Source organism: Streptomyces sp. NPDC007875, assembly GCF_042868035.1.
Taxonomy (GTDB): Bacteria; Actinomycetota; Actinomycetes; order Streptomycetales; family Streptomycetaceae; genus Streptomyces; species Streptomyces antimycoticus.
Genome location: NZ_JBIADZ010000002.1, coordinates 639,274 through 658,922 on the forward strand (window position 1 = coordinate 639,274; position 19,649 = coordinate 658,922).

At 70.4% G+C, this 19,649-nt stretch carries 14 protein-coding genes and 4 tRNA genes; 7 read left to right on the forward strand and 11 right to left on the reverse strand.

Annotation, left to right across the window (positions count from 1 at the left end; translation table 11 throughout):
- Positions 1-137 precede the first annotated feature (137 nt).
- Positions 138-1,292, reverse strand: coding sequence for a Leu/Phe/Val dehydrogenase (locus ACFYOY_RS06650; RefSeq protein WP_388585220.1), 1,155 nt, complete (start codon positions 1,290-1,292; stop codon positions 138-140).
- 175 nt (positions 1,293-1,467) lie between these two features.
- Here ACFYOY_RS06650 and ACFYOY_RS06655 point away from each other — a divergent pair, with 175 nt between their 5' ends.
- Entirely contained in the window at positions 1,468-2,304 is an 837-nt protein-coding gene (locus ACFYOY_RS06655) for a hypothetical protein (protein WP_059146546.1), read from the forward strand.
- A gap of 497 nt (positions 2,305-2,801) precedes the next feature.
- Positions 2,802-3,008 (forward strand): developmental transcriptional regulator BldC, encoded by a 207-nt coding sequence (gene bldC, locus ACFYOY_RS06660; protein WP_003949541.1) that lies wholly within the window; start codon positions 2,802-2,804, stop codon positions 3,006-3,008.
- A gap of 451 nt (positions 3,009-3,459) precedes the next feature.
- Here bldC and ACFYOY_RS06665 read toward each other — a convergent pair whose 3' ends face one another.
- The 3 genes from ACFYOY_RS06665 to hrpA form a co-directional block, all read right to left on the reverse strand.
- Positions 3,460-3,708 (reverse strand): DUF6274 family protein, encoded by a 249-nt coding sequence (locus ACFYOY_RS06665; protein WP_388585223.1) that lies wholly within the window; start codon positions 3,706-3,708, stop codon positions 3,460-3,462.
- A gap of 115 nt (positions 3,709-3,823) precedes the next feature.
- Positions 3,824-3,898, reverse strand: a tRNA-Asp gene (locus ACFYOY_RS06670).
- A 137-nt stretch (positions 3,899-4,035) separates the two neighbouring features.
- Positions 4,036-7,962 (reverse strand): ATP-dependent RNA helicase HrpA, encoded by a 3,927-nt coding sequence (gene hrpA / locus ACFYOY_RS06675; protein ID WP_351883187.1) that lies wholly within the window; start codon positions 7,960-7,962, stop codon positions 4,036-4,038.
- Between the two features lie 110 nt (positions 7,963-8,072).
- Here hrpA and ACFYOY_RS06680 point away from each other — a divergent pair, with 110 nt between their 5' ends.
- Entirely contained in the window at positions 8,073-9,245 is a 1,173-nt protein-coding gene (locus ACFYOY_RS06680) for an ABC transporter permease (protein ID WP_351883185.1), read from the forward strand.
- A gap of 215 nt (positions 9,246-9,460) precedes the next feature.
- Here ACFYOY_RS06680 and ACFYOY_RS06685 read toward each other — a convergent pair whose 3' ends face one another.
- Positions 9,461-10,552 (reverse strand): DUF1152 domain-containing protein, encoded by a 1,092-nt coding sequence (locus tag ACFYOY_RS06685; protein WP_351883183.1) that lies wholly within the window; start codon positions 10,550-10,552, stop codon positions 9,461-9,463.
- Between the two features lie 111 nt (positions 10,553-10,663).
- Positions 10,664-12,022: an MFS transporter gene (locus ACFYOY_RS06690; RefSeq protein ID WP_351883181.1), complete on the reverse strand. Its 1,359-nt coding sequence runs from the start codon at positions 12,020-12,022 to the stop codon at positions 10,664-10,666.
- Between the two features lie 289 nt (positions 12,023-12,311).
- On the opposite strand from ACFYOY_RS06690, the gene ACFYOY_RS06695 reads away from it, so the two are divergent.
- Entirely contained in the window at positions 12,312-12,704 is a 393-nt protein-coding gene (locus ACFYOY_RS06695) for a hypothetical protein (protein WP_351883179.1), read from the forward strand.
- An 83-nt stretch (positions 12,705-12,787) separates the two neighbouring features.
- Here the strand turns inward: ACFYOY_RS06695 and ACFYOY_RS06700 are convergent.
- The 5 genes from ACFYOY_RS06700 to ACFYOY_RS06720 all read right to left on the reverse strand — a co-directional run bounded on the left by ACFYOY_RS06700 (position 12,788) and on the right by ACFYOY_RS06720 (position 15,918).
- Positions 12,788-12,861, reverse strand: a tRNA-Phe gene (locus ACFYOY_RS06700).
- A 4-nt stretch (positions 12,862-12,865) separates the two neighbouring features.
- Positions 12,866-12,940, reverse strand: a tRNA-Asp gene (locus ACFYOY_RS06705).
- 202 nt (positions 12,941-13,142) lie between these two features.
- A complete protein-coding gene (locus ACFYOY_RS06710; protein ID WP_351883177.1) occupies positions 13,143-13,964 on the reverse strand; it encodes a DUF1684 domain-containing protein in 822 nt (273 codons plus the stop codon).
- 198 nt (positions 13,965-14,162) lie between these two features.
- Positions 14,163-14,238: transfer RNA gene (locus ACFYOY_RS06715), tRNA-Glu, on the reverse strand.
- An 81-nt stretch (positions 14,239-14,319) separates the two neighbouring features.
- Positions 14,320-15,918, reverse strand: coding sequence for a metallophosphoesterase (locus ACFYOY_RS06720; protein WP_388585228.1), 1,599 nt, complete (start codon positions 15,916-15,918; stop codon positions 14,320-14,322).
- Positions 15,919-16,154: 236 nt separating this feature from the next.
- Here ACFYOY_RS06720 and ACFYOY_RS06725 point away from each other — a divergent pair, with 236 nt between their 5' ends.
- The 3 genes from ACFYOY_RS06725 to ACFYOY_RS06735 form a co-directional block, all read left to right on the forward strand.
- On the forward strand, positions 16,155-16,505 hold the full coding sequence (locus ACFYOY_RS06725) for a metallopeptidase family protein (RefSeq protein ID WP_388585231.1): 351 nt from the start codon (positions 16,155-16,157) through the stop codon (positions 16,503-16,505).
- 182 nt (positions 16,506-16,687) lie between these two features.
- Positions 16,688-17,266 (forward strand): hypothetical protein, encoded by a 579-nt coding sequence (locus ACFYOY_RS06730; protein ID WP_351883173.1) that lies wholly within the window; start codon positions 16,688-16,690, stop codon positions 17,264-17,266.
- 464 nt (positions 17,267-17,730) lie between these two features.
- Positions 17,731-19,649, forward strand: a 1,919-nt coding sequence (locus ACFYOY_RS06735; protein WP_388585234.1) for a DEAD/DEAH box helicase, incomplete at its 3' end; no start/stop codon positions are given.

A 19,649-nucleotide genomic window follows, 5' to 3' on the forward strand; every position in this document is an offset into this window, starting at 1 on the left:
CGACAGGCCGTGAGGGATCTCTCGCCGATGGCTCCCAGGGGGGCTCCACATCGCCCATCCGGCGGCCTCCGGCAAGATCCCCGCACGGCCTGCCCACGGCTGCGCCCAGAAGCTCTCAGGCGCCTGTGGGCCACGGCTCAGGCGTCGTGGCCCTCCGCCATCCGGTGCTCGGCCAGCCGGTCGGCGGCCGCGGCTGGCGGGATTCCGTCGGTCTGTGCCCGATCGAATATGGCCAAAGTCGTGTCGAAGATCTTTGTCGCCTTCGCCTTGGCCCGATCGAAGTCGAACCCGTGCAGCTCGTCCGCCACCTGGATGACACCACCGGCGTTCACGACGTAGTCCGGCGCGTAGAGGATCCCGCGGCCGGCCAGGTCCTTCTCGACCCCCGGGTGGGCGAGCTGGTTGTTGGCCGCGCCGCACACCACCTTCGCGGTCAGGACGGGCACCGTGGCGTCGTCCAGGGCGCCACCGAGCGCGCACGGGGCGTAGACGTCCAGGTCGGTGCGGATCAGCGCCTCGGTGTCCCGGACCGCCTGCACCCGGGGGTGGCGGGCCAGCACGCGGTCCACCGACTCACCGCGCACATCCGTGACCACGACCTCGGCGCCGTCCTCCAGCAGATGCTCGACCAGGTGGTGGCCCACCTTGCCGACCCCCGCGATGCCGACCCGGCGGCCGCGCAGCGTGGGCGCTCCCCAGGACGCCTGGGCGCTCGCCCGCATGCCCTGGAAGACGCCGAAGGCGGTCAGCACCGAGGAGTCGCCGGCGCCGCCGTTCTCGGGGGAGCGGCCGGTGGTCCAGGGGCACTCACGGGCGACGACGTCCATGTCGGACACATAGGTGCCCACATCGCAGGCGGTGACGTAGCGGCCGCCCAGAGAGGCCACGAAGCGGCCGTAGGCGAGCAGCAGCTTTTCGGTCTTGATCTCCTCGGGATCGCCGAGGATCACGGCCTTGCCGCCACCGTGGTCGAGCCCGGCGAGCGCGTTCTTGTAGGACATGCCGCGGGCGAGGTTGAGGGCGTCGAGGAGCGCCGCTTCTTCGGGGTTCTCCTCGGAGGCATAGGCGTGGAAGCGGGTGCCGCCGAGGGCCGGGCCCAGGGCGGTCGAGTGGAGGGCGATGACGGCCTTGAGGCCGCTCTCGCGGTCCTGGCAGAGCAGGACCTGCTCATGCCCGCCGAGATCGGACCGGAACAGCGTCGCAAGCGGTGAGAGAGGGTTCGGCACGCGACTCTCCGTCGGACCGTCGGCACTGACGGTGTGACGTACGTCGGTCACGGTGGTGACTCCCATAGGTCGGGGTAGACGCCCTCCTGGCTGGTGGGGAGGGCCGTGGGCAAGAGGGTAAGCCCTGGGGCCCCAGGGGACCGGCCATGTCCCCGACGAGTCCGATGCCGAGCATGGGACGATGCCGTCAGGTGGGGGTAAGGGAGCCCCTGGCGGTGGTCTCAGCCTTGAGGGAGCGCGTGTGACCTTGGCGTCTTCGGTGATTGTCCCGTACGCGGCGTATCTCCGGGTCTATGAGCCACTGGCAGCGTTTCCGGAGCCGGAGCGATCGCACTGGGCGCGGTATGCCAAGCGCGACGACCTGCCGGGTGCGCAGGACGAGCTGCGCCGCTCGCTGGCGGACCTCCTGCCGGTCCCTCCGGTGGCGGTGCCGGTGCACGAGAGCGCGGACGCCTTCGTGGCGCTCGTGGACGGCGTCACATGCGTCTGTCCGTGGCGTACGCGGCTGAGGGGCTGGCTGGCCCTGGAGGAGCTGCCGGAGCGCCTTCCCGGGCCCCTCCTGGACGCGGCCCTGCCCCCGGTGGTGCGCCGGCAGGCGGTGGCGGACTTCGAGCGGTGGCTGGAGCGCAATCCGGACGCCCGGCCGTGGATCCGCTCGGCCACCTGGCATGTACCGGTGCGCTGGTTCGTGCTCTTCGGGGACGAGGAGCGCGAATTCACCAAGGGTGACGACGGCCTCATTCTCCGTTACCGCACTCCGATGGTCCAGGCCAGGCGCCGGGTCGCGCGTGGCCTTAAGGTGCTCAAGGAGTCCCTCGGCGAAGGGCCGCTGATCGACGGGCTGGTGGACGTCGGCCGGTGGCTGGAGGAATTCCACCCCCGGTCGTTGGTCGAGCTGGACTACGGCGGCCTGGTGCACACGCTGCCCGCCGGGCAGCTGGAGGAGGACCACTCGGCCGCGGATGTGGCGGAGGGCCTCGCGGCGCTGCGCGACGGGGACGGGGAGCGGGCGGGCAGCGCGTACGAGCGGCTGACCGACCGCTGGAGCGTGATCCGCGGGCGGCAGAACGCGAGCTGAGCCCGACCGGAGTGGCGCCGGGCGGCCGGTTGACGGTCGTCCGGAACAGACGGGGACGTAGGTCCCGATCCGGGCCATTGCCTCAATCGTGACCTAAAGCACTGACTTCGGGCCTTGCGGTAATCGCCCATCCTCGTGTCAAAATAGGACAAGGAGTCCGGGAGGGACTCCTTCCGCCCAACTATGGGCGGATTAATCGGTATTGCACTCCTTGATGGATCTGGCTACCCCTGATCCTGTTGTGACTGATCGTCACGGCCGTGTGACTGTCCGCTATGGCATGGTCCATCGGCTTCCGTTGAGGTTGGACACCTGAGAGGGCAATTCCATCGGTTTGGCCGACGGGGCTGGACAGATGGTGTAGTTGTAGTGCCGAGGACAAGCCGTTCGTCCTATAACCGACTCGGCCCGCGTCCGCCATTTCGGGCAACGCGGGTCAAGGTGCAGAATTTAGAGGAAAGAACCGTGATGGTTCGGTTCTCCCGAGGAGGCCGCTCATGACCGCTCGCACCCCTGATGCCGAGCCGCTGCTGACCCCGGCTGAGGTTGCCACGATGTTCCGCGTGGACCCGAAGACGGTCACTCGCTGGGCGAAGGCGGGCAAGCTCACGTCCATCCGCACGCTCGGAGGGCATCGGCGCTACCGCGAAGCGGAGGTCCGTGCACTTCTTGCGGGCATCCCGCAGCAGCGCAGCGAGGCCTGAACAACCGCATAACCGGGCATTTCCGGGCCCCCCAGCCCGGTTTTCGCCTGTATAGCTCCACACGACGGGTGCCTGCCCCAACAGGCCCGCCACCGCTCGACATGGGTGCGTCGTTGATCGCGCTGGACTCCGCCGGGTCCGGCGCGATCTTTTTATGCCCGGGAACGGCCTTCCGGAGGGTGCCTCCAGAGGGGTCGCAAGTGGCCCTGAAGGGGCGATCGTTCGGCTTGCCCGGGGGTGTCCCGCGGTGTCTCCCGGAGGTTCTCGGGGGGGTGTTCGGGGAGCGTTCGGGAGGCACGGACAGACGGTGCAATTGCACATATTAAATTGACCCGTGGTGAGCGGGGTGTAAGTTCCCTCACTCCGGAAACTCATTCGGTGACTCCCGTCACACTGTCCAGCCATTGCCCTGTGTCCACTGGTTGCGCTAAAAGGCAACTGCGGTAAGGGCTTACCGAGTTGGCGGTGGAGCGGCGGCCGTCGCCTCGTGGCCGGCCCCGTCGCCGACCTCGTCGTTGGCCCCGCTGCCAGCCTCGTTGCCAGCCCCGTCACCCGCCTCGTCGGCCGCCGAGGGCTCCATCGCCAGCCGCAGCAGGCGATGGCAGATCGGGCAGTGCCGGGTGAAGTGGCGGTAGCCTGCGGCGGCCGCCAGATGGGCGCGCAGCAGCGCCCTGGTCTCATGCCTCGCGGACGTCGTCATACGCCGCACCTCCCGCGCACCCCCGCGCCTTTTAGCTTGGGTACCTCTGGGTGTGGTGCGCCGTCAAGACACCAAAGGCCCGGATCCATATACGGATCCGGGCCTTCCGGGTAAGCGGTCCTGACGGGATTTGAACCCGCGGCCTCCACCTTGACAGGGTGGCGAGCACTCCAAACTGCTCCACAGGACCAACAGTGACGCTGCGACTTCGTCGCCCTGCGCCGCGCTGGTGTGCGCTGCGATGCAGACTCTACAGCAGGTCAGGGGGTGCGGTCGAACTCGCGCCCGGCGGGGCTCCGGCGGCCCGCCGGAGCCCCTGGGGCACCCTTACGGCGCCGCCGCGTCGATGGCCTTCACGATGCGCTTGTCGGACACCGGATAGGCCGTGCCGAGGGCGTGCGCGAAGTAGCTGACCCGCAACTCCTCGATCATCCAGCGGATCTCCAGCGCCTCCTGGGGCACCGGGCGCCCCGGCGGGAACTGCTCCAGCAGCCAGGCGTACTCGTCCCGCATCTCCCGCACCTTCGCCATCCGGGCGCGGTCCCGGTCGGCGTTGCCCGGAAGCTGCTGCAGCCGCCGGTCCACGGCCACCAGATAGCGCATGAGGTCCGGAAGCCGCCGTACGCCGTGCGCGGTCACGAAACCCGGTGCGATGAGCTCCGAGAGCTGCTCCCTGATGTCCGTGAGGGACGGCAGCAGCACCGGGCTCCTGGTGTCCTTGAGCCGCCGCTCGCACGACTGCCAGGCCGCCAGCACCTCCTGGACCTTGCGCACGGTGTCCAGCGTGGCGTCCGTGATGTCGCTGCGCACCGCGTCGAAGAGCTTGCGGAACGACTCCTCGTCCCAGGCCGGGCCGCCACGGGCCGCGATCAGCCGGTCGGCCGCCGCGGCCACGCAGTCCTCGAAGAGCGCCTGCACACCGCCGTGCGGGCTGCTGGAGAGCGCCAGCTTGGCCTGGTTGGAGAGCTTGCCCTGGACGAACTTGGCGGGGCTGGACGGCAGCTGGAGCAGGATCAGCCGGCGCGTCCCCCGCCACATCGCCTCCCGCTGCTCGGCCTCGGTGTCGAAGAGCCGTACGGCCACCGAGGCGCCCTCGTCGACGAGCGCCGGATACGCCTTGACCGGCTGGCCGCCGCGGCGCGTCTCGAAGGTGCGCGGCAACGTCCCGACCGTCCACCGGGTCAGCCCGCCGCGCTGCTCGATCCCCACGCCCTCCTTGGAAGACTCGAACGCCTTGGAGATCGCGGCCCGTGTCTTCGGCCGCAGCCGCTGCCGCAGCACCTCCACGTCCTTGTCCTCGGCCAGCTTGCGGCGCCGCTCGTCCACCACCCGGAAGGTGACCTTGAGGTGGTCGGGGACCTTCGCCAGATCCCAGTCCTCCGGCTCGATCCGTACGCCCACCATCCGCTGGAGCTCGCGCCCGAGCGCCGCGGTCAGCGGCTCCTGGAGGGGGACAGCGCTTTCCAGGAAGCGCTTGGCATAGTTCGGCGCCGGGACGTAGTGACGGCGCACCGGTTTGGGCAGCGAGCGGATCAGCTCGGTGACCAGATCCTCCCGCAGCCCCGGAATCTGCCAGTCGAAACCGTCCGCGGTGACCTGATTGAGCACCTGCAGCGGGATGTGGACGGTCACACCGTCCGCGTCCGCCCCCGGCTCGAATTGGTAGGTCACCTTGAACTTGAGCTTCCCCTGGCGCCAGGAGTCCGGGTAGGCGTCCTTGGTGATGTCCTGCGCCCGCTCGTTGATGAGCATCGACTTCTCGAAGTTGAGAAGCTCCGGCTCCTCGCGTCGTTTGTGCTTCCACCAGGAGTCGAAGTGCGCGCCGGAGACCACATGCTCGGGGATCCGCTGGTCGTAGAAGTCGAAGAGCGTCTCGTCGTCCACCAGGATGTCGCGGCGCCGGGCCCGGTGCTCCAGCTCCTCGACCTCGCCCAGCAGCTTGCGGTTGTCGTGGAAGAACTGGTGGTGGGTGCGCCAGTCGCCCTCCACCAGGGCGTTGCGGATGAACAGATCGCGGCTGGTCTCCGGGTCGATCCGGCCGTAGTTGACCTTCCGCTGGGCGACGATCGGCACCCCGTAGAGCGTGACCCGCTCATACGCCATCACCGCGGCCTGCTTCTGCTCCCAGTGCGGTTCGCTGTAGGTGCGTTTGACCAGGTGCTGGGCGAGCGGCTCGATCCACTCCGGCTCGATCTTCGCGTTGACCCGCGCCCACAGCCGGGACGTCTCCACCAGCTCCGCCGACATCACCCAGCGCGGCGGCTTCTTGAACAGCGCCGAGCCGGGGAAGACCGCGAACTTGGCGCTGCGTGCGCCCAAGTACTCGTTCTTGTCGGTGTCCTTCAAGCCCACATGGGACAGGAGCCCCGCCAGCAGTGAGGTGTGCACATGGTCGGGCGCCGCGTCCTGTTCGGACATATGGATGTCCATGGTCTTGGCGACCGTGCGCAGCTGGCTGTAGATGTCCTGCCATTCGCGTATGCGCAGGTAGTTGAGGAACTCATTGCGGCACATCCGGCGGAAGGCGGAGGAGGACAGCTCCTTCTGCCGCTCCCGGATGTACTTCCACAGATTGAGGAAGGCTAGGAAGTCGCTGGACTCGTCCTTGAACCGGGCGTGCTGCTGATCCGCCTGCTGCTGCTTGTCCGAGGGGCGCTCGCGCGGGTCCTGGATGGACAGCGCCGCCGCGATCACCATGACCTCGCGGACACAGCCGTTGCGATCCGCCTCCAGCACCATCCGGGCCAGCCGCGGGTCCACCGGCAGCTGGGCCAGCTTCCGGCCGACCTGGGTGAGCCGCTTGCGTGGATCCTTCTGCTTGCTGTCCAGGGCGTGCAGCTCTTCCAGGAGCTGGACGCCGTCCTTGACGTTGCGGCGGTCCGGCGGGTCGATGAAGGGGAACTTCTCGATGTCGCCGAGGCCGGCGGCGGTCATCTGGAGGATGACGGAGGCCAGATTGGTCCGGAGGATCTCGGCGTCGGTGAACTCCGGGCGGGTGAGGAAGTCGTCCTCGGAGTACAGCCGGATGCAGATGCCGTCGCTGGTCCGGCCGCAGCGGCCCTTGCGCTGATTGGCGCTGGCCTGGGAGATCGGCTCGATGGGCAGCCGCTGGACCTTGGTGCGATGGCTGTAGCGGGAGATCCGGGCGGCGCCCGGATCGATCACATAGCGGATACCGGGGACGGTCAGCGAGGTCTCGGCGACGTTGGTCGCCAGCACGATGCGGCGGCCGGTGTGTCTCTGGAAGACGCGGTGCTGCTCGGCGTGCGACAGCCGGGCGTACAGCGGAAGGACCTCGGTGACCGGGAGCTTCTTCTTGTTCAGCGCGTCGGCGGTGTCGCGGATCTCCCGCTCACCGGAGAGGAAGACCAGGATGTCGCCGGGCCCCTCGGCCTGGAGCTCGTCGACCGCGTCGCAGATCGCGGTGACCTGGTCGCGGTCGCTGTCCTCGCCGCCCTCCTCGAGCAGCGGGCGGTAGCGCACCTCGACCGGATACGTGCGCCCGCTGACCTCGACGATCGGAGCGTCGCCGAAATGGCGGGAAAAGCGCTCCGGGTCGATGGTGGCGGAGGTGATCACGACCTTGAGGTCGGGACGGCGGGGCAGCAGCTGGGCCAGATAGCCCAGCAGGAAGTCGATGTTGAGGCTGCGCTCATGGGCCTCGTCGATGATGATCGTGTCGTACTGGCGCAGCTCGCGGTCGGTCTGGATCTCGGCGAGCAGAATGCCGTCGGTCATCAGCTTGACGTGGGTGTCCTGGCCCACCTGATCGGTGAAGCGGACCTTCCAGCCGACGGACTCGCCCAGCGGCGACCGCAGCTCCTCGGCGATGCGCTCGGCCACGGTGCGGGCGGCGATACGGCGCGGCTGCGTATGGCCAATAAGCCCCTTGACGCCGCGCCCCAGCTCCAGACAGATCTTCGGAATCTGGGTGGTCTTTCCGGAGCCGGTCTCACCTGCGACGATCACCACCTGGTGATCCCGGACGGCCTCGAGGATCGCGTCCTTCTTCTGGCTGACCGGCAGCTCTTGCGGATAGGTGATGGCCGGCACGGCGGCGCGGCGGTCCGCGACCCGCAGCTCGGCACGCGTGATCTCCTCGGTGATCTCACCGAGCACGGCCGCTCGGGCCTCCGGTTTACGGATCCGGCGCGCACCGTCGAGCCGGCGTCCCAGCCGCTGCTGGTCGCGCAGCATCAGCTCGGGCAGCCGCTCCAGCAGGGCGGGCAGGGCGGGGGCAGGCGTGGTGGACATACGGACCCCAGGATCTCACCTCGGCAAAACGACTGGCGAACCATTTCCGCCGGGTGTTGTCCGGGCCACGTCGTGCGGTATGCCGGGATTGTCCGTTCTAGCGTGGGTGTATGGCGGACGACGAGAGCGGCGAAGGCGCGGGCGGGGGCGACGCGAGCGGGGGCAGGGGCGACGCGAGTGCGGGCGGGGGTGACGCGAGCGGGGGCAGAGGCAGAGGCGGAGGCAGGGGCAGGGGCGGGGCGGACGCGGGCAAGGGCGGGGCGGACCGGCTCTCCCCATGGGCCCGTTTCAAGCACACCCCCTTCTTCCCCGCGACCGTCATCGTGCTGCTCATCTCCGCGGGCGCGGGGCTCTTCGCGGGCTCGTACACCTTCGCCTTCGCCAATCCCACCCCCCGGAACATCCCCACCGCCGTCGTGACCACCGATGGCGACTCCGCCGTGCGGAACCAGTTCCTCACCGGGATGGAGAAGGCCCTGAACGCATCCCTCAAGCTGCACTCCTACCCCAGCTATGCGAAAGCCCGCTGGTCCCTGGAGGAGCAGCGGGTCTTCGCGATCCTGCGGGCGCGCGACCATGGCGTCGGGCTGGATGTCGCGGGCGCGGCGGGGGCGACCGTGGCCCAGGTGCTCAGCCAGGCCGGCGGCAAGGTGGGCCGGGCCTCCGGGGTGCCCGTCACGGTCAGGGATCTGAAACCGCTGCAGCCTGGCGATCCGCGCGGACTCGCGGTCTTCTACATCTCCCTGGCCGCCACGATCATCGGCTTCCTCGGTGCCATCCAGCTCAGCGTCAACGCCGCCGGGCTCAACCCGGCCGAGCGGATCGCCTTCAACGTCGCGTACGCCGTGCTCGGCGCCTTCGCGATCGCGGCGATCGTCGACTGGGGGCTGAAGGCGCTCCGGCTCCCCTTTGCGGAGTCGTGGGCGATCCTGGCGTTGACGATGTTCACCTCAGGGCTGGTGTTCTCCATGTTCAACGTCCTCTTCGGGCGCTGGGCGCTCCTCCCCACGTGGGGCGTGATGGTGATCCTCGGCAACCCGTCCTCCGGCGGCGCCGTCTCCTGGCCCCTGCTCCCCTCACTCCTGGGCACCGTCGGGCGCTGGCTCCCGCCGGGTGCATCGGTCAACGCCCAGCACACCGCGATCTACTTCCCCCACCACCAGCACCCCTTCCCCTTCCTGGTGCTGGGGGGCTGGTGTGTGGTGTCCGCCGTGGTCTTCTGGACCTGGCGCCACCGCCACCCGGGCGGGCGGCCGCCGAAGGCGACGCCGACGCGGTGCTGAGGGGCAGTGCCGAGGGGGCGGTGCGGTGAGGTGCGGGCACACAAAAAAAGTCCCTCCCCCGCAGATCAGGGGAGGGACTTCTCCAAGGAGCGCCGAGCAGGCCTTGCACCTACATCCCTCGTTTGGAGACGAGTATCTTTCCTTAGACGACCGACGCATCAACTCCCGCCCCGTTGGGGCGGCGTTGCGAGATCAACTATAGCCCATCCGGGTGATCACAACCGCCACAGTGGAGCGTCGTACCGCTCGGGCTGAGTCCCGATCAGCAGGGCCCGCAGATCCGCGCGTTGGACACCGCTCAGGCCGAGTGCCTCGGTGAGGCGGCGGAAGGTGGTGTGGCTGACCCCGCGGGCGCGGGCCTCCTCCGCGAAGCGGGCGACCCCGGCCAGTACGGCCCTGGGCCGGAACGGACCCTCGGGCGCCGCCCCGAACCGCGCGCCCTTCTCCCGCTCGTCGTCGATCTCCGAGTATCCGCAGATGTCCCGGCAGTGCCGCTCGGCCTCGGCGAGGCCGGTCGTGTCGGCGACGGCCCCGGCGAGCCGGTTCCGGCGGAACGCGGCGTCGAGATCCGCCTCATGGACCACGGGCCCGTCGTCCGTCAGGGGAATGGTGAGCCCCGCGTCCCCTACCTCGCACAGCCCGCGCACCCCTCGCGCCGTGGCCGTGAGCATGCCGGTGGCCTCCGACGGATGCCACTCCATGACGGGGCCGATGGGCGCGACGTCCTCGGCGGTGAGCGTTTGGACCACCGACTCCAGCCGTTCGCGCAGCACCTCCACCGGGATCTCCCCGTCCAGCCCCGGCCCGGCGACCAGCAGCCGGATCTCCGCGGTCACCTGGGCACACGCGGCAAGCGACAGCGCGTCCCCGAGCGGGCTCAGCAGCGTTGGCTCATCCCCTCGCGCGAGGATGTCGCCGCCCACGTCCAGCAGGTCGATGGAGGCCGGGGCCAGGCGCTCGATGAGCTCTTCCAACTGCCGGACCATGCCCTCCACCCCGTGGTGGGGGTCGAGCAGCGCGAAGGTGTGCGGCAGCTCGGCGGCCAGCCGGGGCAGTGTGGACCCGGCAGGCGCCACCGGCCTCCCGTCCTTGGGTACGGCGTACACGCTCGGCGTGAGCGCCCGCAGACCGGTGAAGTCGGCCGCTCCCCGGGGCCCGGGGAGGGGGTCGGCGAGCAGCCGGTCCCAGGCGTAGGTCAGGACCACCGCCCGGTCGTCGGCCGTCCCGTGCCCGTACAGAGCCCGGTCGATCACCGAGGCGGCGACGGCGTCCCCGCCACCTCCCCCCGCCACGATCAGCCGCGTCATCGGCCCAGCGTACGGCCGGAACGGCCGATACCGTCGTACTTCGGGCGCGCCCCGCCCAGCCGTCGCCCCGCCCCGGCCGCACCGGCGGCGGGCGGGGCAGGGCGTGGCCGGTCAGGAATGTATCGGCGATGAATCGGACGGCTTGGGTTTCTCTTCCGCCTCGCTCTCCTGCCGGGCTTTGCCGTTCCCGAGGACGTTCGGGTTGGTCTCGGGGGCGGCCCCCACGGCGAAGACGGTGACCAGGCCCATGCCGATGAGGAACAGTGCGATCGGCCAGGACGCGCCCGACCAGGCGAGCAGCGCGGTGGCGACGATGGGGGAGAACCCGCCGACGATCATCGACGCGAGCTCATGCCCCAGGGCGAGCCCGCTGTAGGCCACCCGGCTGGCGAAGAGTTCGGTGAAGAACGCCGGCTGGGTGCCGATCATCGCCCCGTGGCCGATCACGACCGCCACGAAGATCGCCACGAAGATCAGCACCGGATTGCGCGAGTCGAACAACGCGAAGAACGGATACGCCCAGACGATCACCGCGATCGCGCCCCCGATATACACCGGTCGGCGCCCGATGCGGTCGGAGAGCGCCCCGAACATGGGCATCGCGAACGACTCGAACAACATCCCCACCACGAGCGCGGCCAGCACCACGCCCTTTCCCACCCCGATCTCGGACGCGTAGGAGAGGCTGAAGGTGAGGAAGAGGTAACTCGCACCGGTTTCGGCGACCCGCGCGCCGAAGGCGATCAGGATGGACTTGGGGTGGGTGCGGATGACGTCGAGAAGCGGCGGGGCGGACTTCTTCGGCTCCGACTCCTTCTCCTGGAACGCGGGTGTCTCCATGATCCGGAGCCGGATCAGCAGTCCGACGGCGGTGAGCAGGATGCCGACCACGAACGGAATGCGCCATCCCCAGGCGAGGAAGGACTCCTTGGTGGTCACCTCCTGGGCCAGCGCGTAGGCGGCGGCGGAGAGGACGAACCCGAGCCCCACGCCGGTCTGGCTCCAGGCCGAGTAGAAGCCGCGGCGGTGGCTCGGCGCGTGTTCGCTGACGATCAGCACCCCGCCGCCCCACTCGCCGCCGACGGCGATGCCCTGCACGACCCGCAGCGTCACCAGCAGCACCGGCGCCCAGACCCCGACGGTGGCGTAGGTGGGCAGCAGGCCGATCAGACAGGTCGCGACGCCCATGATCACCAGGGTGGTCACCAGCATCGACTTTCGGCCGATCCGGTCCCCGAAGTGCCCGAAGATGATGCCGCCCAACGGCCGGGCGAGGAACCCCACCGCGTTGGTGCCGAAGGCGGCGATCGTCCCCACCAGCGGATTGAAGGTCGGGAAGAACAGGGTGTTGAACACGAGCGCGGCCGCCGTGCCGTAGAGGAAGAAGTCGTACCACTCCAATGCGCTACCGAACAAACTTGCGATCGCTGCCTTGCGTACTTCGCTCGGGGTGCCCTTCACGTCTGCCATGTCGGCTCTCCAATGGCCGCTTCGGATGGGATCAAGACCTGCGGCTCGGTTGTGTTCGGGGATTGTTCGCCGCTGGTTCTCGTGGCGGGAATGGCGACGTTCCGCTCACCGGGACGCGGGCGGGAACCGGCGACCTGCCGCCCTCCAGACGCGTTGCACCCGTACGCTCCTCACATTTCCCTCGATCGTGCGATTTTCGTACTTTATCGGTCTGGTATTCCGCTGTGCCTGGTCACGCTCTTCACGGTGTTGGTCCCGTCCAGGGACCCGCGACGGAAGGTAGACACACATGCGTGGAAGGCTCGTCATCGCTGCCGCCGCACTGACCATGGCTCTGACGCCAGGCGCCGCGTGGGCAGCACAGGACGGCGGCGGCCAGACGACCGGCTCCCACCGCCCCGGGGCGCCAGTTTCCCGTGAAGACCCCCGGCCCGGCGAGGGGGTGCCCGGATACGAGCTGGTCACCCTGCCCAATGAGAACGTCCCGAACTTCCAGCGGCGCACGGTGTATTGCCCCGAGGGGAAGAAGGCCATCGGCGGCGGCGCCGAGGCGCGCGGCAACGACGCCATCCTCGTCGGCAGCTTCCCCACCGACGACGGCACCGGCTGGATCGGCCTGGGCCGCCAGACCACCACCGACAACGTGGGCATCAGCGTCTTCGTCATCTGCGCCTACGTCTGATCGACACGACGCAGCGGCCACCGCAACGAAGAAGCCCCCTCCGGATGACCCGGGAGGGGGCTTTGCCCTGGTGAGGGCTGCGGTGGCTGGGGCCGGGGTCGAACCGGCGACCTTCCGCTTTTCAGGCGGACGCTCGTACCAACTGAGCTACCCAGCCGCAGCGGTCCTGACGGGATTTGAACCCGCGGCCTCCACCTTGACAGGGTGGCGAGCACTCCAAACTGCTCCACAGGACCTTGCGTGTACGAGCACGAGTCTCGCACATGTGGGGTGCGGTCCCAACGGGAATTCCCGCCGTGGATTCGCACTCCTTGCGATGTCGAACCGGGGCCTTGATTTTTCTCCGCCGCGTCGTTGTCGCTGGATCAGCGTATCAGACCTCTGACCGTGTGCTGACCGCTCACCGAGGGGTCAGGACACGGCCGGAGCCGGCCCGGGTCAGGGGCGGCCGCCGCGCTCCAGGGGGATCCGCTCGCCCGCCTCGATCGCGACCGGCAGCCGGTTCTCGGTGGGCGGCAGGGGGCAGGTCGCGAGGTCGGTGTAGGCGCAGGGGAGGTTGGTGGCGCGGTTGAAGTCGAGGGTGACCCGGCCGGCGTCGTCGGGGGCGTCGATCTGGAGGGAGCGGTTCGCGGCGTAGGTGGTCACGCCCGAGGTCGCGTCGGTGAAGAGCACCATCAGGCTGCCGGGCCGCTTGCCGTTGAAGGCGGTGAGCCGCAGTGTCTCGCCGGCCAGCTCGAACTCGACCTGGCCGGGCGCGTCGTAGACGTGCTCCAGCCCCTCCACCGCGGCGCCCACGGTGATCGCGCGCGGCTCGTCGAAGGGGAGGTAACGGCCGCCGCGGACCCAGCGGGGGTCGGGGGCGTAGGCGGGGGTGCCGGTGAAGGCGGTGCGGAGGGGGTTGCCGGGGTGGCGCGGGCGGACGATGTCGTGGCCGCCGCGCTTGGCGATCTCGATCACCGCGTCGCCGTACCCCGCGTACAGGCTGTCCCGCTCGGCGATCACCCCGAAGACGTACCGCCCGTGCACCGCCGTGCCGTCTATGGTCAGCTCCTCGCCGTCGGCCAGTTCGACCACCACGCCCTCCGGGCCGCTGGACCAGGATCCGGGGGCGCCCTCGAAGCGCGTCGGCTCCGGGCTCAGCCAGTGCAGGCCGGTGATCGCGAGAAAGCCGTGGGGGTCGGCGAGTGCCTGCTCATGGGCGCGGTGCCAGCGCTTCCACTCCTCGGCGAAGCTGATCCGGTCGACGTCCTGGACGGTCATCTGCGCTCCCTCGCGTGGGTCTGCGGTGGGTCCGCTGCGTACAACCCCGTGCGGGAGGAAGCCATTCCGGGAGTTCTGGGAGTTCTGGGCGTTCCGCGGGTTGCGGGAGCTCCGGGGATTTCGGGGGGTTCCGGAGGGCGTGTGCGCATAAAAAAGTCACCGGCAGGTACGTTCTGACCTGCGGTGACTAAAAGAAGGTGGTGCCCCCAACGGGATTCGAACCCGTGCTACCGCCTTGAAAGGGCGGCGTCCTGGGCCACTAGACGATGAGGGCCGATGGCCCACCTGGGCGCCTTGCGGCGCTTTCGGGGACGCGAGAAGCATATGGGATGCCGGTGAGGTTCGCCAAAACGGTTTACGGAGTGGTGGGCGTCGGCGTCGCCCCCGGGCGGTTCTCGGCAGGCAGATGACGGCTGACCTCGGCCTTCGCCAGGCCCAGACCGCCCAGATCGATCTCGTCCCACGCCTGAAGCCGTCGCGTGTCCCGGTCCAGATAGAGGACCGACGCCTGCACCGTGTCCGGTGTGCCGTCGTCCACCGCCCGCAGCCCGCTGCCGCCCGTCGACCCCTCCGTCATCAGCCGGGTGCCGCCGGGGAGCACCTCCGTACGGCGGTGATGGACATGGCCGGTGAGGGCGAGCGGCACCGTGCCGTCGGTCTCCCGGGCGGCGATCGGGTTGTGGGCGAGGGCGATGTCGACCGGCGCGCCGGTCGCCTCGCGGTCCCGGATCGCCTCGGCCAGCCGCCGCCCGGTGCTGTGCTCGGCCGCGTCTCCGGCGGCCGCGCTGGAACGGTCGGGGGTGAACTGCGGATCGCCGATGCCCGCGATCCGCAGCCCGGCGACGGTGATCACCTGGCCGTTGTCCACCACATGCGCCCCCTTGCGCTGGGCGAGGTAGCGCTGGGTCGAGGCCGAGTCATGGTTGCCGCGCACCCAGACATAGGGGGCGCCGAGGTCGGAGACGGGGTCGAGGAAGCCGTTCTCGGCGGCGGTGCCGTGGTCCATCGTGTCGCCCGTGTCGATGATCACGCTGACCTTGTACTGCCGCACCAACGACTCCACGATGTGCCACGCGGCCGGATTGAGATGGACGTCCGAGATGTGCAGCACCCGCATGGTGGTCGGATCGGGCTGATACGCGGGGAGCGTCGAGGTCGCCTCGTAGAGCTGGGTGACATTGGTCACCAGCCGGGCCAACTCCCGTTGATATACGTCGAAATCGCTCACGATGCTGCGTGCGTTGCCGACCACCGAGGGGGCGCTGGAGAGCAGTCCGGAGTAGCGCGGCTCCAGGACGGAATTGGGGTTCCAGGTCGCGTATACGGCGCCCCCGGAGGTGGCCAGCAGGGTGAGCGCGAGCCCCCCGGCGGCCAGCGCCCGGCGCGGGCGGCGGTAGACCGCCAGGCCCAGTGCGGTGGCGCCGAAGACGACGGCGACGCAGGAGCGGAACGCGAGGCCGAGGGTGCCGCGGGTGACATCGCTCGCGACCTCGTCCTGCAGGCCGGAGAGCCGCTCGGGGTGGTCGACGAGGGCCTGGGACCGTATCGGGTCGAGCCGGTCCACATCCACGTCCAGGCGGAGCGGGGCGTGGTGGCTGTTCAGCTCGAGCGCGCCGAGCGGGGCCACGTTGATCTTGGTGCCGCCGGTGAGGGACGGCCGCAGCGCCATCCGGGTGTCCATGGGGCCCACGGAGATATGGACGCTGCCGACCACCAGCAGTCCGATCCAGGCGCCGAGGACGGTCACGGCGGCCAGCCCAGCGGCGCGGACGAGGGGGCGGGGGCGCGCGGTGGGGTGGAGTGCCGAGGGGTCGAACGCTGCGGCATTGCGGGAGGCGGCGGGGGAGGGGGAGGAGGTCTGCGAGGGGCGGCGGAAGCGGCGAATGGGGGAGACGGCCGCGGTGCGTGCGCGCTGAGCGGTGGCACGGAGCAGCCGGAGCGGTTCGCGGGCCATTGCTCCCGTATGCCCGGCCGTACGGGGCGTATGCCTGGGCGGCGCGGGGGCGGGCCTTGTGCGGGCGGGCGATCGCGGTGCTCGGGTGGTGGCGGTGCGGTGCGCCTGGTGCTCGGGTGGTGGCGGCGCGCTGGGTGCCGTGCGGTGGCGGCGCGCCGGGGCCTGTCCTGCGTCCGGCGCGGATGCCTTGGCGCGGACCGCTCCTTTTCCGGGCCCGGCTGCCTGACAATGGCCTCGTGCTGGAGATGACGCGCGAGGAGTTCGAGGAACTGGTCGCCGAGGCGCTGGACCGGATCCCGCCGGAGCTGACACGGCTCATGGACAACGTCGCCGTGTTCGTGGAGGACGAGCCGCCGGCGGAGGATCCCGAGCTGCTCGGGCTCTACGAGGGGACGCCGCTCACCGACCGGGGTGAGTGGTACGCGGGCGTTCTGCCGGACCGGATCACGGTCTACCGGGGTCCGACGCTGCGGATGAGCGGGACGCGGGAGGACGTCGTCCAGGAGACCGAGGTGACCGTGGTCCATGAGATCGCCCACCACTTCGGGATCGACGACGCCCGGCTGCACGCGCTCGGCTATGGCTGATCCCTGCCTTCTGCCGACCTCGGCCCGCAGCCGGTATCGGCCTCCGGCCGCCCCCCGCCTACGACCGACGCCGGACGCGCGGTCTACGTGATGGGCCGGGTCCGCGTCGTAGGCGTGTCCTGGGCGGGGTGGGGCCAGTTGGGCAGGGCGTCACATCCCTGCCGTCTGGAGGTGTCCCGCGCATGCCTGGATTCCCCGTGCCCGGATCCCCCGCTCCTCGCACCGCCCGTTCCCCCCGGACGTCCCGGCCCTCCCTGCGGGCGCCCCGTCCCGCGGCGCGCGGGGCGGCGCTCGCGGCGCTCGCGGCCGTCACGATGGCGCTGGGCGGCTGCATGAGCATCGCCGACGACCCCGAGCGGCCGGACAAACACCGCGGCTCCCATCAGAAGGGCGAGGCGGCGGACACGGGTGGCTCCGTGGTGCGGTCGGACGGCAGGGGGCGTGCGTACGGGGACTCCGGCCGGGACAAGAGGGACGGGAAGGGGAAGAAGGGCGAGAAGCGGAAGGACGGCGAGGACCGATCGGCCTCGGCCTCCGCGGCCGACCCCGAGACCGAGCCCTCGGCCCCGCCCGGCAAGCACGGGGCCCCGCACCATGGACCGGACCCCTCCGCCCCGCCGCAGCCGGGCGGCGCCACCCCGTCCGACGCGCCCCCCGCCCCCCGGCCGACGAGCCCGCCGCCGAGCGCGCCGGACCCGAAGCCGACCGACGCCGAGCCCCCGACCGCGCCCGCCTCCCCGTCGGCCCAGCCGGCGGGCTGAGCCGCACCGGACGCCGCGAGCCGACCGCGCGACCACCCAGACCCAGAAGATCCGGGAGGGCCCAGAAGATCCGGGAGGGCCCAGAAGATCCGGGAGGGCCCAGAAGATCCGGGAGGGCCCAGAAGATCCAGACGAGCCCACGACCCCCACGGCCCCCCACGCCCCCGCAACCCAGAAGACCCCCGCCACCCAGAAGGCTCAGAAGTCCCCGAAGATCCAGCAGACGCATCGGACCGGGCCCAAGGTCCCGGCACCGCTGTCCACCACCGACGGAGCCAATTTGCTCTTGAGGGGTGAAGGTGCGTATGGTGGTAGATCGTTTGATCCCATTTGCCCGGCGCCTCGTAAAAGTGCGCCGTGAGGCGCGTTCCTTGCCATCCCGTGGCTGACCGCATAGAGGCGGTCGTTTGCGACAACACGGAGTTTGGGCGCGTGCCGAGACTCCGGAAGGTTTCGCATTTCGCATGTCCGTTTCCACTGATCACGCCGTCATGCCCGCTGTCGATGAGCCGAACGAGCTGACCGCTCCGGCCGAGCCGTTCGAGCGGGACGAGCAGGCCGAGCAAGCCGACCAGACGGCGTCAGCGGCGTCCTCCGAGCAAGCCGCCACGGAAGCCCCCGAGACCCCTAAGGCGCCCGACATCACTTTCGCCGACCTCGGCCTCCCCGAACAGATCGTCCGCAAGCTGGCGCAGAACGGCGTGACCACGCCCTTCCCGATCCAGGCCGCGACCATCCCCGACGCCATGGCCGGGAAGGACATCCTCGGCCGCGGCCGTACCGGCTCCGGCAAGACCCTCTCGTTCGGTCTTCCGCTGCTGACCACGCTGGCCGGCGGACACACCGAGAAGAAGCGCCCCCGGGGCCTCATCCTGACCCCGACCCGCGAGCTGGCGATGCAGGTGAGCGACGCGCTGCAGCCTTACGGCGATGTCCTCGGCCTCAAGCTCAAGGTCGTCTGCGGCGGCACCTCGATGGGCAATCAGATCTACGCGCTGGAGCGCGGTGTCGACATCCTCGTCGCCACCCCGGGCCGGCTGCGCGACATCATCGACCGCGGCGCCGCGTCCCTCGACAGGGTCCAGGTCGCCGTCCTCGACGAGGCCGACCAGATGGCCGACATGGGCTTCCTGCCCGAGGTCACCGAGATTCTGGACCTGGTGCCGCAGGGCGGCCAGCGGCTGCTGTTCTCCGCGACGCTGGAGAACGAGATCGACAGCCTGGTCAAGCGCTACCTGGTCGACCCGGTCACCCACGAGGTCGACTCGGCACAGGGCGCGGTCACCACGATGACCCACCACGTGCTCGTGGTGAAGCCGAAGGACAAGGCCCCGGTCACCGCCGCCATCGCGGCGCGCAAGGGCCGCACCATCATCTTCGTACGGACCCAGCTGGGCGCCGACCGCGTCGCCGAGCAGCTGTGCGACGCGGGCGTGCGCGCCGACGCCCTGCACGGCGGCATGACGCAGGGCGCGCGTACCCGCACCCTGGCCGACTTCAAGGACGGGTACGTCAATGTGCTCGTCGCCACGGACGTCGCCGCGCGCGGTATCCACGTCGACGGCATCGATCTGGTGCTGAACGTGGACCCGGCCGGTGACCACAAGGACTATCTGCACCGCTCCGGCCGTACGGCCCGGGCGGGCCAGAGCGGCACTGTCGTCTCGCTGGCCCTGCCGCACCAGCGCCGCCAGATCTTCCGGCTGATGGAGGACGCGGGCGTCGATGCCTCCCGTCACATCGTCGGCGGCGGCGGTGCGTTCGACGAGGACGTGGCCCAGATCACGGGCGCGCGTTCGCTCACCGAGGTGCAGGCGGAGGCGGCCTCGAACGCGGCCAAGCAGGCCGAGCGCGAGGCGCAGGACCTCACCCGGGAGCTGGAGCGGGTGCAGCGGCGCGCGATCGAGCTCCGCGAGGAGGCCGACCGGCTGTCCGCGCGGGCGGCGCGCGAGCGCGGCGAGACCGTGGCACCGGCGGAGCCCGCGGCCGAGGCCGGGGCGGAGACGGTGGCCGCGGCCGCTGTGACGCTGCCGGCGCAGCGTACGGCGGAGCCCGCGACCGTGCCCGCGGCGAAGGCCGCGGACGCCGCCGAGGGCACGGGTGGCGACGAGGCGCCGCGCCGCTCCTCGTACGACCGCCGGGACAACGACCGGGGTGGCCGCTCCTTCGACCGTCGGGACAACGACCGCGACCGGGGCTTCAACCGCGACCGGCGCGATGACCGTCGTGACGACCGTGGCGGGGACCGCCCGTTCAACCGCGACCGTCGGGACAACGACCGTGGCGGTCGCTCCTTCGACCGTCGGGACAACGACCGCGACCGGGGCTTCAACCGCGACCGGCGCGATGACCGTCGTGACGACCGTGGCGGGGACCGCCCGTT